Origin of the sequence: Odoribacter sp. N54.MGS-14, from assembly GCF_000980295.1 — a bacterium.
In the GTDB taxonomy this organism is placed as follows: domain Bacteria; phylum Bacteroidota; class Bacteroidia; order Bacteroidales; family Marinifilaceae; genus Odoribacter; species Odoribacter splanchnicus.
Genome location: NZ_LARL01000035.1, coordinates 13,768 through 30,115, shown reverse-complemented (window position 1 = coordinate 30,115; position 16,348 = coordinate 13,768). Strand labels below are relative to the sequence as shown.

10 protein-coding genes and 3 riboswitches are annotated in these 16,348 nt (G+C 45.3%); of the genes, 6 read left to right on the top strand and 4 right to left on the bottom strand.

Going from position 1 to position 16,348, the window contains the following annotated elements; genetic code table 11:
- The 4 genes from WS42_RS08555 to WS42_RS08540 form a co-directional block, all read right to left on the bottom strand.
- Nucleotides 1-474: hypothetical protein (locus WS42_RS08555; RefSeq protein WP_046450981.1), on the bottom strand; the 474-nt coding region annotated here is incomplete at its 3' end.
- An 80-nt stretch (nt 475-554) separates the two neighbouring features.
- Nucleotides 555-1,118, bottom strand: a complete 564-nt coding sequence (locus WS42_RS08550; RefSeq protein WP_046403176.1) for an RNA polymerase sigma factor — start codon at nt 1,116-1,118, stop codon at nt 555-557.
- Nucleotides 1,119-1,130: 12 nt separating this feature from the next.
- Entirely contained in the window at nt 1,131-3,200 is a 2,070-nt protein-coding gene (locus tag WS42_RS08545; RefSeq protein WP_118576666.1) for a beta-N-acetylhexosaminidase, read from the bottom strand.
- A 17-nt stretch (nt 3,201-3,217) separates the two neighbouring features.
- Entirely contained in the window at nt 3,218-5,545 is a 2,328-nt protein-coding gene (locus WS42_RS08540; RefSeq protein ID WP_046450980.1) for a glycoside hydrolase family 20 protein, read from the bottom strand.
- Between the two features lie 232 nt (nt 5,546-5,777).
- Nucleotides 5,778-5,970: riboswitch (cobalamin riboswitch) on the top strand.
- Nucleotides 5,971-6,024: 54 nt separating this feature from the next.
- Between WS42_RS08540 and WS42_RS08535 the strand changes: the two genes are divergently transcribed.
- From WS42_RS08535 to WS42_RS08510, 6 genes are all read left to right on the top strand, one after another.
- On the top strand, nt 6,025-8,229 hold the full coding sequence (locus WS42_RS08535; protein WP_046403181.1) for a TonB-dependent receptor: 2,205 nt from the start codon (nt 6,025-6,027) through the stop codon (nt 8,227-8,229).
- A 255-nt stretch (nt 8,230-8,484) separates the two neighbouring features.
- A riboswitch (cobalamin riboswitch) is annotated at nt 8,485-8,679 on the top strand.
- A gap of 189 nt (nt 8,680-8,868) precedes the next feature.
- Nucleotides 8,869-9,789, top strand: a complete 921-nt coding sequence (locus WS42_RS08530) for a sirohydrochlorin cobaltochelatase (protein ID WP_022160250.1) — start codon at nt 8,869-8,871, stop codon at nt 9,787-9,789.
- A gap of 266 nt (nt 9,790-10,055) precedes the next feature.
- Nucleotides 10,056-10,249, top strand: a riboswitch (cobalamin riboswitch).
- A 37-nt stretch (nt 10,250-10,286) separates the two neighbouring features.
- Complete coding sequence (locus WS42_RS08525; RefSeq protein ID WP_041556779.1) at nt 10,287-11,747, top strand: PepSY domain-containing protein; 1,461 nt, start codon at nt 10,287-10,289, stop codon at nt 11,745-11,747.
- A 48-nt stretch (nt 11,748-11,795) separates the two neighbouring features.
- Nucleotides 11,796-14,135, top strand: a complete 2,340-nt coding sequence (locus WS42_RS08520) for a TonB-dependent siderophore receptor (protein WP_046403182.1) — start codon at nt 11,796-11,798, stop codon at nt 14,133-14,135.
- A 126-nt stretch (nt 14,136-14,261) separates the two neighbouring features.
- A complete protein-coding gene (cobJ, locus tag WS42_RS08515; protein ID WP_046450979.1) occupies nt 14,262-15,680 on the top strand; it encodes a precorrin-3B C(17)-methyltransferase in 1,419 nt (472 codons plus the stop codon).
- A gap of 12 nt (nt 15,681-15,692) precedes the next feature.
- Entirely contained in the window at nt 15,693-16,322 is a 630-nt protein-coding gene (locus WS42_RS08510) for a CatA-like O-acetyltransferase (protein WP_046450978.1), read from the top strand.
- Nucleotides 16,323-16,348: the final 26 nt, after the last annotated feature.

The window sequence follows — 16,348 nt, the reverse complement described above, 5'->3', positions numbered from 1 at the left end:
ATCTTTACCGACCGTTTGTTTTGTCAAAATAGAATCCAGTACGATCTGTTCACCATGGCTCAGCCGCAAGGTTACGGCAGCCTGTCCCGGTAAGACCTGAGTAATAGCGGACATATTATCAGGCATCATCTCCTGCAAACCGTTCGTGTACCGGAAATACAATCCCACACCCAACAACACGATAAATATCGCCGCGTAGCGGGTGAGATATACCAGACGTCGTTTATTGTTTTTCCGCTTATTTTGTCGGAATTTATCTATGTACCGGTTCAGGTCATGCCGATATATTTCCTCCGGCAATCCCCCGATACCTTCCGTACGGTCGAACTTGGAAATCCGGTTGTAAAAAGCCCGATGCTCCGGGAGAGTGTCCAACCAGGCATTCAGTTGCTCCTGTTCTTCTTGTGTCAAATCTTCAGTAAGACTCTTCTTGATTAGCGTCCATTCCAAAGATTCGTCTTTCCCCTTTTTCATTATTTTTAGATATAATTTCTATTAAGACACTTCAAAAAGGAAAAAAGTTAAGACAAAATATTACTTTTTGGGGAAAAGATTTAAAATAAAGCAAATAACAATAGACGGTCTTTCAGGTAAGGCAGTTTTTCCCGGATCATCCGGATTGCTCCATTCATTTGAACCTTGGCACTATTTTCCGAGATTCCTAATTTCTCGGCAATCTCCTTAAATTTGTAATCCTCCGTGACACGTAAACGAAAAACCTCTTTCATCCCCGGGGGCATCTTATCGACAATGACCTGCAACTCATCCAACACGGAGCCTTCATCGATCGCGTCTACGGTATCCGAATACAAATGGGCTTCCAGTACATTCTGTATATACGAGTCTTTGATTTTCAAATTCCGGAGGAAATTCAAACAACGATTCCTTACCATCACAAACAAATAGGCTTTTACCGAAGTCGTTATATTCAGTACCTCGCTTTTTTCGAGAAGATCCATGAACAAATCCTGTACGATATCATGAGCAGCCTTGGGATCGCGTAAATAATTGGCAGCGAAACGATACAAACGGTTATAATATTGCTCGAACAAGAAAACATAAGCTTTCTCTTCCCGGTTCTTTAACCGTTTCACGAGCAAAATATCGTTTTCATCCATACATTATCATTTTTACTTCACGATGATTTCGTCCGTGAACAACCAACCGCGTAAATCCTTGTCCGAACGGGCCTGGTAACGCACGTAACGGGTCGAGGCACATCCTGTCCAACCGAAGTTTCCAAAGCAGACCGGTTTTTCTTTCGATACCTTGTATTCCTCTCGCTTCGCTTCCACGAAATTCTTCCCGTCTGTCGAGAAAGAAACGATCACTTCGCATGGTAAAAACACCTCGGGATTCACCATTTGAATAAAAGTTGCCTCCACGGAAGTTATGCAAATGGCCTTCCCCAGGTCGATAGTTACATCGAGGCGGTCCCGCGATATAAACCCCTGCCACGCGCCATCGGAATACGTCCATCCCCCGCGGATGCCATCCGTCAGGGTCTTATCCCCCTGCGCTTTGTAATGTTCGTTATAAGGAGCATTGTACACCACCGGTTTCCCCAATGCCAAATGAACGACCTTTTCCTTTGCTTCGGGACGTTCCCCTAACTCTTGCTCCAGGGGAAAAGGATGGTACCCCCGGTCACGCAACCATCCGATCTCCCGGCATACCCGCCTGCGAAAATCAGGATATGACTTGTTGGCAGGTTCACTCCACGCCACTTCAGCGATAGCCAACAAACGGGGATAAGCCATATATTCGTAATGTTCATCGGTAGGGATATACTCCGCCCACAAATTGCCCTGCACGCCATAAATCAATTTCGCCTCTTCCTCTGTGAACGCGGGAGATGCCGGGTCATACGAATACACGTTAGCCAGTGGCAAATACCCCCCGCTTGCTTCCGGCTGAAACTGCGGTGCATCCTGGTAACTATCCAGATAACAAAATTTTCCGGGAGTCATCACGACACGATGCCCGGCTTTCACGGCCCTTACTCCGCCTTCCTCGCCCCGCCACACCATCACCGTGGCATTCGGAGCCAACCCGCCTTCCATGATCTCGTCCCATCCCAACAACTTACGCCCGTGGCCGTTCAAAAACTTCTCCACACGGCAAATCAGATAACTCTGTAATTCATCCTCGTTCTTCAACTCCTCGTCCGCCATCCGCCGCCGGCATTTCGGACAACTCTTCCATGCCTGTTTGCCAGCCTCATCGCCCCCGATGTGAATATATTCCGACGGGAAAAGCGCCATCACCTCGGTAAGTACATTTTCCAGAAAAGTAAACGTTTCCTCGTTACCCACGCAAAAATCAGACCCCTTATAAGGTTCACCCGCACACGATAAACCGGGATAAGCCGCCAATACCTCTTCCGAATGGGCAGGCATCTCTATCTCAGGAATTATCGTGATATGGCGTTCCGCCGCGTAACGCACCAGCTCCCGGATATCCTCCTGCGTGTAATACCCGCCTTGAGCGGCAGGATCCTCCCGCTCGCAATACTTGCGTCCATCGGCAGTATTCCACCATTTCTTCCATTCCGCTTCCGGGCGCCACGCTGCAAAACTTGTGAGCCTCGGGTATTTTTTGATCTCGATACGCCAACCGGCGGCATCCGTCAAATGCAAATGCAAGCGGTTCAACTTATAACGGGCCATAGCGTCTATCTGCTTCTTGACAAACTCCTTCGGGCGGAAATGACGCGAAACGTCTATCATGAATCCGCGGTACCCGAACCGCGGGGAGTCTTTAACCGTCACCGCCGGAACTGTCCAGCCTCCCCGTTTATCCGGCTTCATCAATTGCAGCAATGACTGCAAACCGTAAAACAAACCGGTTGCGGTAGAGGCCGATACCGTCACTATTTCCGGTTTAACTTCCAAAACATACCCTTCGGGATGAATGCCCGCATCGGATATTTTTTGAAAAAATACGACATCCTTGCCCGTATGATCTTTTCCGTGCCATTCTTGTCTCCCCGTAGATAACTCCGCTGCCGCGTAATTGACTAAACTTTCCTTCTCCGCTCCACTCAGATTGGTGTGCCATGCCGTAACTTCCGATATACGGAACTCTCCTGTTCCCGGGAGTACTTCCCTCGGGACAGGAATCACCCTTTCCTCCTGTGCCGACAATGTTCCCCAGACACCCAGGAACACGCTGAAAAACAGATTCCGTACAAACGACATATCTTCCGAATCTTTCTTTAATTCACTACTATTTCATCCACAAACAAAAACGCCGGGTAACCTTTCCCGGGATGCCAATCGGGCATTACATTCTCGGGAGAAGCCATAATCCGCATGTAACGGGCTTTCACCGGGGCAAATGTCTGCTTATGCACGTACAATCCGTTACGGTCGGATTCCTGCATCTCCGGGTATTCCCCGAAAAACACGCGCTCAAAATTTTTCCCGTCCTCCGAAACCTCTATGGCCACGGAACGCACGTCGAATATCCAATCCCCTTTTTCTACGCAATTGTGAAATGTCACGGAAGAGATTTCCTCAACCCGGCATAAATCGATCGTCACATCCATATCATTACCCCGGAAAGCGATCCAACGCCCCGTTTTATAATTGCCATTCCCCTGCAAACCATCGACAAGAGTCGTGATTCCGTTGAACTTGTACTGCTCGTTTATGGGCTGGTTAGCGACTATCGGCTTGCAAGTCGATTTGCCGAAAGTGATCTTTTCCGTCACTACGCGGCTGTTTCCTGAGGGACGCACCGCCATCGCCCGAAACGTTCCGCTTTGACTGACAGACAACACCCCCGCCGTCACCGGCGACTGAACCGTGGGTTCTGTCCCGTCCAGCGTATAATGAATCGGTGCGTCGTCAATCGTGCCCGTGAAAATATCCACCGTCCCGTTTTTCGTGTTAACGCGATAATCTGCCGTCACATCGAATATATGCTTCGCGTAATTATATCCCAGGGCATCGTACAAACGAGTCAGCCGCAACAATCGTTCTAGAAAATCAGCGTAATCTTTCTTCTCCGGTTGGCTCCACTGAATTTCGCAAAGAGCCGCCCAGCGCGGTAAAGCCATGTATTGTAATTGCGGGAAAGTGGTGATATATTCCGTCCAATGGTTCGCCTGCACGCCTTTGATAAACTTCTGCTCGTCAGAAGTGAGCATTGAAGGTATGGGTTCGTAACCATACACGTGTGCTAGCGGGGAGTAACCTCCATTCGCTTCCGGTTCTTCCTCGGTATCCTTGCTCTGGTAATGATTGAAATACAAGTAAGTGTCCGGAGTCATGATCACATCATGATGTTGGCGTGCGGCTTCGATACCTCCACCTTCCCCGCGCCAGGACATCACCGTGGCATTCGGGGCCAAACCGCCCTCCAGTGTTTCGTCCCAGCCGATCATCCGGCGCCCGTGTTCATTTAAAAATTTCTCCGCGTGGCAAATAATAAAACTCTGCAAATATTCCTCCTTCGTGTGCCTGTCGTCACCTTTGATACCCAATGCTTTGATACGGGCTTGACATTTCGGGCATTTTTCCCATCTCACCTTGGGGCACTCGTCTCCTCCTACGTGAATGTACTCGGAAGGAAAAATCTCCATAATTTCTGTCAATACGTCATCGATAAAAGTCAACACGCTGTCGTTCCCTGCACAAAGCACTTCTTCGGACACACCCCACATTCTCCACACTTCGTACGGACCTCCGGTACACCCCAAATACGGATACGCGGCCAATGCCGCCTGCATATGTCCCGGCAAATCGACCTCGGGGATCACGGTAATATAGCGTTCGGCGGCATAGTCCACTATTTCCCGTGCTTGCTCCTGCGTGTAAAAACCGCCATACGGCTTACCGTCATATTTACCGCTATTATGCCCGATCACCGTTTCCGTGCGACGGGAACTTACTGTTGTCAACTCAGGATATTTCTTTATCTCGATGCGCCATCCCTGGTCGTCGGTAATATGCCAATGTAATCGGTTCATGTTATGCAAAACCATCATATCGATAAACTTCTTCACCTCGTCTACCGTGAAAAAATGGCGGCACACATCGAGATGTACCCCCCGGTAACCGAAACGCGGCTCGTCTTCTATCCCGACAGCGGTTAATACGGGAACACTGTTCGCCTTTACAGGGATAGCCTTGCGCAACGTTTGTATGCCATAGAATACGCCTGCCTCACTTGCCCCGGCAATCACTACTCCGCTGGCAGACACATTCACACGGTACCCTTCCGGATTTTTAATACTCGAATCTAATTGTAACGTTACATTTTTCTTCCCGCGCGAACCGGTTTCCACCCGGTAATCCCGTCCGGTAGCCGCTTTCAGGTAATCCGCCAGAAACAAAGCGTTGTGACGCATTGCCTCGTTCTCTCCCGGGTAAACAATACACACGCCATCATCCAACACGAATTCCCCGCCTGAAAAATTCTCCCGGATTTCCAGCGGGGCAGGAATAATTTCGTAACACGGTTCACTCTTTTTCTCTGAACACGCTAAAAACCAGCCGGCTAAAGCAATCACGCTGACTGTTCTAAATAAATTTTTCATAATAACCATTTCATAACTACAAAAATAACACATGCAAATAAAATAGCAAACACGTGCCCAAAGTAATAGGAGAATAATATAAAACACCATCTCTTTTTTTACCGGTGTTTCGCTTTTAACAAGACCGGATTCGGTTCGGCTGTCGTTCCTGAGTCGTAGGCTTCCTGGGCGTTTCCCGGTAGTTCATTGAATAATTTCCCGGTTTGTTGCAGGAGATTTTTTTAATTTTTTCTACCTTTGTTGCAATTTTGGTGATGTAATAGATTTCATCCGTTACATAAAAGGGAATCCGGTGAGAATCCGGAATAGTGCCCGCTACTGTGAATCCCGTAATTGATAAGTTTCTTATGCCACTGTCCAATGGAGGATGGGAAGGTCGCTTTTCAGGGATAAGTCAGGAAACCTGCCAGAATTATACAGAAAATAAGCATTTCCGGGGTCAGAAATGTGATTGTTAAATATCTAATTTTCTATCATTAATGAAAAAGTGGTGTGCGCTGACAATCGTTTTGTTGTTTGTCGTTGGTCAGGTATGGTCGCAAACGACTATCAGCGGTAAAGTGGTGAGTGTTGAATCCGGGAATCCGGTAGATGGTGCCAATATCCGGGTAGACCATAGTCTTGCGGGTTGTTCGACCAATGCTAAAGGAGAGTTTATCCTTCGGAATCTGCCCGAAGGAACCCATGAGTTGCGGGTGACTCATGTCAGTTATGCTCCAAAATCGGTTACGGTAAAGAGCGGGGAAAGCCAGGTCGTTGTGCAATTGGAAAACAGCTACATCAATATCGGTCAGGTTGTAGTCACCGGAACGGGAACACACCGGCGGATGAAAGACAGCCCGGTGCCGGTATCGGTTATTACGGCTCAGGATATCCGGGAAGCCAACCTCTCGACCATGGAAGAAGTATTGACTAAGATGAATGCTTCGTTTGCTTTTGTGACGAGCGGTATGGGGACAACCATGAGTTTGAACGGCCTGAATGACGATTATATACTGGTGTTGGAAAATGGGCGCCGGCTGGCCGGGGATGACCGGATTTCCCGTATCAATGTCGCTAACATCAAGCGGGTCGAGATTTTGAACGGTGCTGCCTCGGCGCTTTATGGAAGCGATGCGATAGGAGGGGTGATCAATATTATTACCGACGATGCGAAGAATGTGATGCAGGTTTCCAGTGATACCCGTTATGGGAGTAAGGGGCGTTTCTCGGAGGCTGTGAATGCAGATTTTAATCAGGGTAAATTCGGTTCGTATACCTCTTATCAACGCTTGCAGGCCGACGGATGGCAATTGAATGCTTTGGAGGCTGCTTATGCGACGGATAAAGAGACAAAACGGAAATATCGTAATCCGGAAAAAGACAAGGCAACGGATAAGGAAGCTTCGACTGCCTTTTATTCCAATACAGTGAATCAACGTTTTACTTATGCGGTGAACGATCGTCTCACCCTGGGGATAAGGGGTACGTATTATAATTGGGAGAACGACCGGCCGGCATCGGTGTATAAATACAATATGGAGCATGAAACGTATACTTATGGCGCAGGAGCTAAATATATGATCAATAAATCTGCTTATATCGATGCCGATTTTTATTCCGATAATTTTACTTCGCGTTACGACTCGGTCAGTAAGCCCGGAGAAGCTTCCCGGGGGAAAGATACCCGGAAAAAAGTGCATTATTACAATGGCTCGTTAAAAGGTATTTTTAAACTCGGACAGGCACAAAAATTTTCTGTGGGTATGGAGTATGTGAAAGAGACTTTGATGAGTGCTACCGATGATCTGGATGGGGAAAATATGTATACGATGGCTCTTTTCCTGCAGGATGAGATCCGGTTATGGAAGAATTTTCAGGCTGTGGTCGGGTTGCGGTATATCTATAACGAATTTTTTAAAAATTATGCTACTCCCAATGTTGCCTTGAGTTATAAGTGGGGCGACCTGAATTTCCGGGCATCTTATGCCTCCGGTTTCCGGACTCCTACCTTATCCCAGTTGTATGCCACGGATGTGGCGAAAACGACGGATATGGTGACGATTCCTAATTTTAACCTGAAACCCGAGAAAAGTGATTATTTTATGCTGAATGCAGAATACGTACACAATAGAATTTCGTTTTCTGTATCCGGATATATCAATAAAATCCGGGATATGATCAACTACCGGGGAATCGATCCGGCTATAGCCGAACAGTTGGGGTATGGTAAACACGATGAGGCCCAACAGCGGGATAATATAAGCCGGGCTGAGGTAAAAGGGGTAAAAGCAGTATTGAATGTATATGCCGGAGCCGGTTTTTCGGTGGGGGGAAGTTATCATTTTATGGATACCGAAGATAAGACAACTCAGGAACCGATCGATAAAAGTGTGAAAAATGTCTGGACGGCCAATGCCCGCTGGGGACACCGCTGGGGATTATATCATCTGAATGTCAACCTTAACGGTCGTATTCAGGAAGGGCGCTACTCTAAGACCTATTATTACGATCCTGCTCCCGGTTTTTCACAATGGGATCTGAATACCCGGCATTCTTTTAACTTGAAATCGGTGGTATTGGAACCGGGGTTCGGGGTGGAAAATCTTTTCGACAAAGTCGACGACCGCCCCTGGAATAGTAATTACTCGACTTTGAATCCCGGTCGTTCGTTTTATGTCAGTTTGTCTGTAAGATTCAGTTAGTTTATAAGGTCGAAAATTATTCTTCCGGCTAGTTATATTTAAGAAGTCGAAATATCCTGCTTTATACTTAACGGTGCCCACAGTTAAAAACACTAGTGACAGTTTTAATTGAACGGGCACCGTTCCTTTTTTATAGGAATTGTTGTAGAAAGATAGAACTTAGACTTATCAGACAAACCCTTCGACCTGTAAAAAAGAATGAAAAAACGAATAACTTATTAGTACTGTTTTTATTAGTTATAAACTTTTTTATATATCTTTGCAACCGATTATGGTAATACAGTATTTTTCTTTGCTGTTTAAAAGGGAATCCGGTTGGAATCCGGAACAGTGCCCGCTACTGTGAACCCTGTGTGTAGAAAAGCGTCTTACACCACTGTCCGGATGTAAGGATGGGAAGGTTGCTTTTCTGGGGTAAGTCAGGAGACCTGCCATGATTGTATAGGTAATAAAGCTTTTCCGGGGTCAGAAAAGTTATTATTAATGTCTTAATTTAATCGTTTCATGAAAAAATGGTGTATGCTGGTAACGCTAGGGTTATTTGCCATCGGTTATGTGTCGGTACAAATAACAGGATCAGTCCGAACTAATTGCAGGATAAGAGGTATATTGGATCGTTGAAAATAAAATGATAATCATATGAAATATTTGTTTTTAGTAATAGCGTTGTTTATCGGGCCGGTGTGTATGGCCCATTCCGATGAAAATTTTATAAAATCGGATCTTTTCGGAAATTTAGGAGAGCGGGATAAGGCTGCCATCCTGATCATCCATTTCGGTACCACTCATGACGATACCCGGGTTTTGACAATCGATGCAATCAATGCAAAGATGAAAGAAGCTTTTCCAGGTATCGAAGTCCGGGAAGCCTGGACCTCCCGGATTATCCTGAAGAAATTGAAGGAAAGGGGAGTAGAACGCCTGAATCCGACCCAGGCACTCATTCAGCTGCATGAACAAGGTTATACGCATATTTTAATACAATCTACGAATATAATCGAAGGTACCGAGATGAAAGAATTGCGTCGCGAAGTGGAAGGGCTTTCGCTGAATTTTAAAGATATTCGTGTCGGAAATCCTTTGTTGTATGCTCCTGAGGATTATGCCGTGGTTGTGAAGGCAATTACAGAGGCCATGAATCAGGCTGATAGAGGTGGACAAAAATTATTGGTGGGCCATGGAACACCCGATCCTGCAACAGCTTCGTATGCTATGTTCGATTATATGCTGAAAGCGGAAGGACATCCGGAATATCATGTCGGAACTGTAGAAGGGTATCCGGAATACGAAGACGCTTTGCGGCTATTGAAAAACGGAAAATCCAAAACATTGACTTTGGCCCCCCTGATGTTTGTTGCCGGAGATCATGCTAAAAATGATATAGCAGGCGAATGGAAGGAAAATCTTGAAAAACAGGGTTATAAAGTGAATCTTTACCTGAAAGGGTTGGGAGAAAATCCAACTGTTCAGCAACTCTTCATCCAACATGCCCGGTTTGCTGCCGGACATAAAGCGGTGGATATGGCTACCAGGAAAAAGGGGTATATGCAGGGAAAATAAAAGGTCGATTCTTTTTGCGGAAACCCGCAAAAAGAATAATGGACAGATGTCAATGGACGATGGACAATTATTGGAAGCTTTGCTTCCATCAAAAGATAAAGAAGGGAAGAAGATGAGAATGTAACCATTGATAATCAATCCGATAGGATCTATTCCTTGGGTGTATTGTTTCATTGTCAATTAACCAGGTGCCCGCAGGGTCCCATGACTTTATAAATATTATGAAATTTATAGACTTTCAACTAAATTAAACGAACGTTTTATTTGATATCTCTTAAGTTTTCGGTGAATTTTATGTTTTCTGCATAAAATGAGAGGGAATCCGGTGCAATTCCGGAACAGTGCCCGCTACTGTGAGGTTCGTATAAGGTGAAAAGTTTTCTTACAACCACGGTCGACGCGACTGGAAGGTTACTTTTCTGGACTGAGTCAGGAAACCTGCCGAAAATAATAATAATGCTATTCCCGTGGACAGGAATAAGATTATAGATAAAAACATGTTGACAAAAATTTTCCGAAAAATTCATCGGATACTCGGTTTATTACTCAGTATCTTGTTTCTGATGTGGTTTATCTCTGGGATTGTAATGATTTATCATAGTTTCCCACGGGTAAATCAGAAATTGAAATTAGCCCGTCAGGAGTCTCTGACAGGTCCGCTTCCGGCTGTAGATTCTTTATTGCAGGTACTGCCCGACAGTAGTCGTTTAGGAGGTTTGTCTGTAGATATGTATCTCGACCGGCCGGTATTTCATCTGAAAGGGCGGCAATTACCTGCCGGTTTGTATGCCGATTCATTGCAGGTTGTCGGTAAACCTGATTTTAACGAGATTTGCCGGATTGCCGGACAATTGGGTGGATCGGTTGCTTATCGGGTAGATTCCTTAAACCGGTTGGATCAGTGGATTCCTTTCGGTTATTTGACCAAAGAATTTCCGATTTATAAGTTTTCGTTCGAAGATGATGCCCGGCAAGAGATGTATATATCTTCGAAAAGCGGTAAAGTGTTGCAGTGGACTGACCGGAATTCCCGCTTTTGGGCTTGGCTGGGGGCTATTCCTCATTGGGTGTATTTTACTTCTCTACGGCAAAATCAAGCGCTTTGGATTAATTTTATGATCTGGGCGTCCGGATTGGGAGCTATCATGTGCTTCTCCGGTTTGTGGATCGGGATTTGGGTATTTTGGAAAAACCGGAAGAAAGGGTTGCGTTCGCCTTATAAAAAATGGTGGTTACGTTGGCATCATATCACCGGTGTGGTTTTCGGTGTTTTTGCTCTGACATTTGTATTTAGCGGAATGATGTCGCTGGTGGATATTCCTTCCTGGATGCAGAAAGGTAAAACCAGGAACCGTGAAGTACGTTTTCGGGGACGTGAGGGGGGAATGTTGGCCGCCGATCTGTATGCCTTGGATTACCGGAAAATCGTGGATAGTCTGTCTGATGTGAAAAGTATCGAGTGGGCATCCTTTGGAAAATATCCTTATTATGTCGTGAATTCGGGCAGTAAAAAACAGTTTATCGATGCTGCGGATACGAGCCGTTTGTCGCCTTTTACCCTGACCGAAGAGATGGTGCGTGAAACGGTTCGTGAAATTCACGGTCAGGATACCCCTTATACTCTGGAATGGATGACGGATTGGGATGATGATTATTTCTCCCGCCGGAATATGCTGACACTTCCGGTGTATAAAGTGGTGATAGACGATGAATTGCATACCCGCCATTATTTTAATCCCGAAACTTTATACCATCGGCAAATCGATGATAATGGACGTTTGAGAGGAGTTTTGTATAGTGGATTGCACAGTCTGAATTTTAAATTTCTGGCCGAACGTCCGTTGTTATGGAACGTTGTGATGTATGTGTTGATGCTCGGAGGAACTTTCCTTTCTCTATCCGGGGTTGTGTTGACTTTCAAGTGGTTGGGAAGAAAAATCCGGAAATTATTCCGATAATCTTATAGATAAAGTAATAGAATTGAATTGTTATTAATAGTGCTAAAAATGAAAAAATTAATTTTAGTTTTTGTAATGTGGCCGATGATGGTGTCTGTGTTTGGACAAAATCAGCGGAAAAGTATAACGGATACGGTTTTCCAGTTAGATCAAGCCATTGTGAAAGAAACAATCAAGAAGAAAGTAAACCTTTTGAATCTGGATGTTCCTTTAAAAACATTACCGATGACGGTGACTACTTTGTCGTCGGATGTTTTGGAACGGAAGAATATTCTGAATCTTGAGGATGCTGTCCGTTTTTTACCGGGAGTTACGGTGAAAGATCAGTTGGGAGCTTTTTACCGCTTTTCGGTTCGGGGATCGAATGAGACGGTAGTGGCTGTAGATGGTTTTAGAGATGAGCGTTCGTTATTAAACAATGTACCTTTCGGTGATTTGTCCTCCGTAGAATCTATCGAAGTGTTGAAAGGAGCGGCAGCCGTGTTGAGCGGGCATTCTGTCATGGGTGGAGTGATTAATATTGTGCGTAAAAAAGCCGTTCCTGATTTTACTGCCGGAGCCCGGTTGAGTTATGGGAATTGGGGGGTGAAGTCGACAAGTCTGGATTTCGGTGGGAAATTGGCAGGTCCTTTGACTTATCGGGCAACAGCACATTATTCGACAGGAGATGGATACCGGCATGTACGTGCTGACCGTTTTTCAGCAACGGGATCACTGGCGGCAAATATTGGTAAAACCGGTTATTTCGAGGGAACGTTAGGTTATAGTGATGACAAATACGATACGGAAATAGGATCTGCTCCAACCTATAATCGTGCAGATATCTTCGGTCCCGACGGGAAGGTGGTTATGGCGAAAGGTTCCCGGAATCCCTTTGCCGATTATCATACCATATATAATGATTTCAATAATAATATGATGAAACGCCGGGTGACTGATATTTCTTTATCCTATACGCAGCAACTCGCCTCTTTTATGAAAATACGGGACCGGTTCAGCTGGAATCATAGTGATTTGGATTATGCTGCGGTTGAAGGAATGAGTTACCGGACAGATACGGTGAACCGCTTCAGTGGAGGATATTATTATGAAAGCGGCAGTAAAAGATATTATATTGATCTTACCGACTCCCTGAAAACAGGTTCTCCGCTTTGTTTCAGTCCTGACAGCCGGGGATGGACCAATATGCTGGAATTAACGGGAGATTTTAAAACCGGAATAGTGGGACATAAATATATATTGGGTTTTACCTATTCCTATTTTAATTATACACAGTATAATGGCTGGAATGAAGGAGATGTATGGGGACCTGGCTTGAATCAGCTGGTATCGCTGCATAATCCGCAGCTGGTAAGAAATTGGTGGGATTATAAATATTCCAAAGCATCCATTCGGGATTGGAGAACTTCAGGATTATATATACATGACGTGATCGATATAAATAACAAATGGAAAGCGATGGGATCTGCCCGTATGGATTTTTATAATTACCGTACTGCTACTGCTAAAGTAAAAGACGGACGGCAGGAATACGATGAGGCAGACCGGAGTGAATGGAAGAAAGTAAAGACTTCTGCCTTTACCGGTAGGGCAGGTTTAGTGTATATTCCGGTGGAGGAGATTTCTCTCTATGCTTCTTTTGGTTCTCATTTCAAACCTTATAATACGATGTACAGTAGCCGGGTAATTTATCTCGACCGCAATGGAAAGCGGTTTAATCCTTCTAAAGACGGAGGTGAAGTCTTTAAGCCTGAAAAGGGATACCAGGCTGAAATCGGAGTACGGTATATGTGGGCTAACCGGATCGATTTTTCAGGAAGTGTATACTATATCCGGAAAAATAATGTGGTGAAAAATTTAGGAACCCAGGAGGAGAAAGATGAAACAACCGGTGAAATGGTTCAAAAAACGATACAAGCTCAGGTGGGTACTGCCGATTCGCGGGGATTCGATCTGGAGTTGACGGTACATCCCGTTTCTACCTTGGCTGTTACGGGTGGCTTGGGCTGGCAGGACTACCGGATCAGGAAAATCAATCAGAGTAAAGACTATCCGGAATATACCGATCCTAGTAAAAATGTACGGGCTACAGGAATTCCCCGCACTACTTTTTATGTATATGCCGATTATACCATACCTAAAGGATTATTGAAAAATTTGTCCTTCCATTTGAGCGGAACTTTCCAGGATAAAATATTTACCGATGTAGCCAACCGGGTTTACAACCCTGCTCTGTTTCTTGTAGACGGAGGATTATTCTATACGATAAAGCAAAAAGTCACTTTGGCTTTAAATGTGGATAATCTTTTTGACAAAGAATATTTTAAAAGTACGACGGTATATGGTAAACCGAGAAATTTTACCGGAACGATATCTTACCGTTTTTGATTAAAAATGCATAAAGAGACAAGGGTTTTGTGGTAGATAGCCACAGAATCCTTGTCTCTTTATTTATAATAATAGATGAAATGGATTATCACATTATTTTTATCTTTGTCTTTAAAATGAATTCAAATGAAAAACGGTAAAATATATGTAGCCGGGATCGGGCCCGGTTGTGAGGATGATATTACTCCTGCAGTGAAGAAAGCGGTGTCGGTATCGGATGTCGTGGTCGGATATAACTATTATTTTTCTTTTATACAGCCCTTTGTCATGGAAGGGGCAGAGTGTGTCGATTCCGGGATGAGAAAAGAATGGGACCGGGCTCAGATGGCGTTCGGGTATGCCGAACAGGGTAAAACCGTTTGTGTCATCAGTTCCGGTGACGCCGGAATCTATGGAATGGCGCCTTTAGTCTGGGAGATGAAGCGGGAAAGAGGTTCTGAAATCGAAATCGAAGTATTACCCGGTATCAGTGCTTTTCAGAAAGCGGCTTCTTTGCTCGGAGCACCTGTCGGACATGATTTCTGTGTGATTTCGCTGTCTGATTTGATGACTCCCTGGGAAAAAATAGAAAAACGGATTGAGGCTGCTGCCGCTGCCGATTTTATCACTGCTGTATACAACCCCAAAAGTGAAGGACGTTATTGGCAATTATACCGTCTGAAAGAAATCTTTCTGCAACAACGGGCAGGGAATACCCCGGTGGGTTATGTCCGTCAGGCCGGACGGCCGGAGCAGGAGGTAACCGTGACCACCCTGGCCGATTTCGATCCGGAACAGATAGACATGTTCACCGTAGTACTTTTGGGAAACTCCCAGTCCTATAACTGGCAAGGAAAAATGATCACCCCCCGCGGATATTACCAAAAAATGAAACACGGGGACGGGGGTTTTGTTTCAAAACCAGGTCAGGAGATCATGATCCGTAGTTTCCGGACGATCGCTTCGGAGTTGAAGCATCCCGATATCCCGCTGGATCGCAAATGGGTTTTATTGCATACGATACATACCACTGCCGATTTCGATATGGAAAATATATTCTATGCCGACGAGAGGGCGGTGGATTCGATCTACCGGGCTTTAAGCGGGGGGAAAGTAAAGACTATCGTCACGGATGTCACGATGGCTGCTTCGGGAATCCGGAAAGGGGCACTCGAACGTTTAGGTTTGGAAGTGAAGTGTTATTTGGCCGATCCGCGGGTTGCAGAGATGGCTTCCCGGATGAATATTACCCGTACACAAGCAGGTATCCGGCTGGCTACGGAAGAGCATCCCGATGCACTTTATGTTTTCGGTAATGCGCCGACAGCATTGATGGAATTGTGTTCCCTGATGCGGAGAGGAAAGGCTTGTCCTGTCGGCGTGGTCGGTGCTCCGGTCGGTTTTGTAAACGTACGTGAATCCAAGCATATGCTGAAATCTTTTACGGCTGTTCCTAAAATTATTATCGAAGGCCGGAAAGGAGGGAGCAATCTGGCTGCAACGATTGTGAATGCCATTCTTTGTTTCGACGATGCAGGGCAGTTATTGCCGGGGAGAGACCTTTAAAGATGGTGTAGGATGGATAAGGTAATCGATATACAAAATTGGACACGGAAAGAAGAATACCTGTTTTTCAGGACTTTTCTTAATCCGATGATTTCTGTTACGGTTGAGGTGGATTGTACGACGGCTTACCGGAAGGCAAAAGAACGACAACAGCCCTTTTCATTGTATTATATGCATGCAGCTGTAACGGCGGCTAATCGCATCGAGGAATTTCGTTACCGGCAAGTAGGAGAAGAGGTCATACTTTATGAACGAATCGATTTATTTACGCCTGTACAAAATGCTGACGGCAGTTATCGTTCTGTCCGTTTGCCTGCGATAGAAACATTCGAAGATTTCCTGGCTGTTGCCCGGCCTCTTATCGAGGCTGCAAAGCGTGGAGAAGGAGAGGTACATAATGAGGCCGGACAAGGTAGGGATATTTTGCTGATCAGTGTGAATCCCTGGTATCGTTTTACAAATGTACAACTTGCTATTCCCGGAGAACCTCACCAGAATATTCCGATTTTTACTTTCGGTAAGATCGAAGAACGGGAAGGTAAGCGGATCATGCCGGTGGCTTTATCGGTTAACCACGGTTTTGTCAGCGGCTATCAGATCGGATTGTATTTGAAGGAATTCCAGCGATTGTTGGACCGATAGTTTTCTGATGAATCCGGAATGAAAAT

Bases quoted from the DNA above. Each gene is read 5' to 3' on its own strand.
- WS42_RS08550 (WP_046403176.1), bottom strand. From the start codon at position 1,118: ATGGATGAAAACGATATTTTGCTCGTGAAACGGTTAAAGAACCGGGAA.
- WS42_RS08545 (WP_118576666.1), bottom strand. From the start codon at position 3,200: ATGTCGTTTGTACGGAATCTGTTTTTCAGCGTGTTCCTGGGTGTCTGG.
- WS42_RS08540 (WP_046450980.1), bottom strand. From the start codon at position 5,545: ATGAAAAATTTATTTAGAACAGTCAGCGTGATTGCTTTAGCCGGCTGG.
- WS42_RS08535 (WP_046403181.1), top strand. From the start codon at position 6,025: ATGAAAAAGTGGTGTGCGCTGACAATCGTTTTGTTGTTTGTCGTTGGT.
- WS42_RS08530 (WP_022160250.1), top strand. From the start codon at position 8,869: ATGAAATATTTGTTTTTAGTAATAGCGTTGTTTATCGGGCCGGTGTGT.
- WS42_RS08525 (WP_041556779.1), top strand. From the start codon at position 10,287: ATGTTGACAAAAATTTTCCGAAAAATTCATCGGATACTCGGTTTATTA.
- WS42_RS08520 (WP_046403182.1), top strand. From the start codon at position 11,796: ATGAAAAAATTAATTTTAGTTTTTGTAATGTGGCCGATGATGGTGTCT.
- cobJ (WP_046450979.1), top strand. From the start codon at position 14,262: ATGAAAAACGGTAAAATATATGTAGCCGGGATCGGGCCCGGTTGTGAG.
- WS42_RS08510 (WP_046450978.1), top strand. From the start codon at position 15,693: ATGGATAAGGTAATCGATATACAAAATTGGACACGGAAAGAAGAATAC.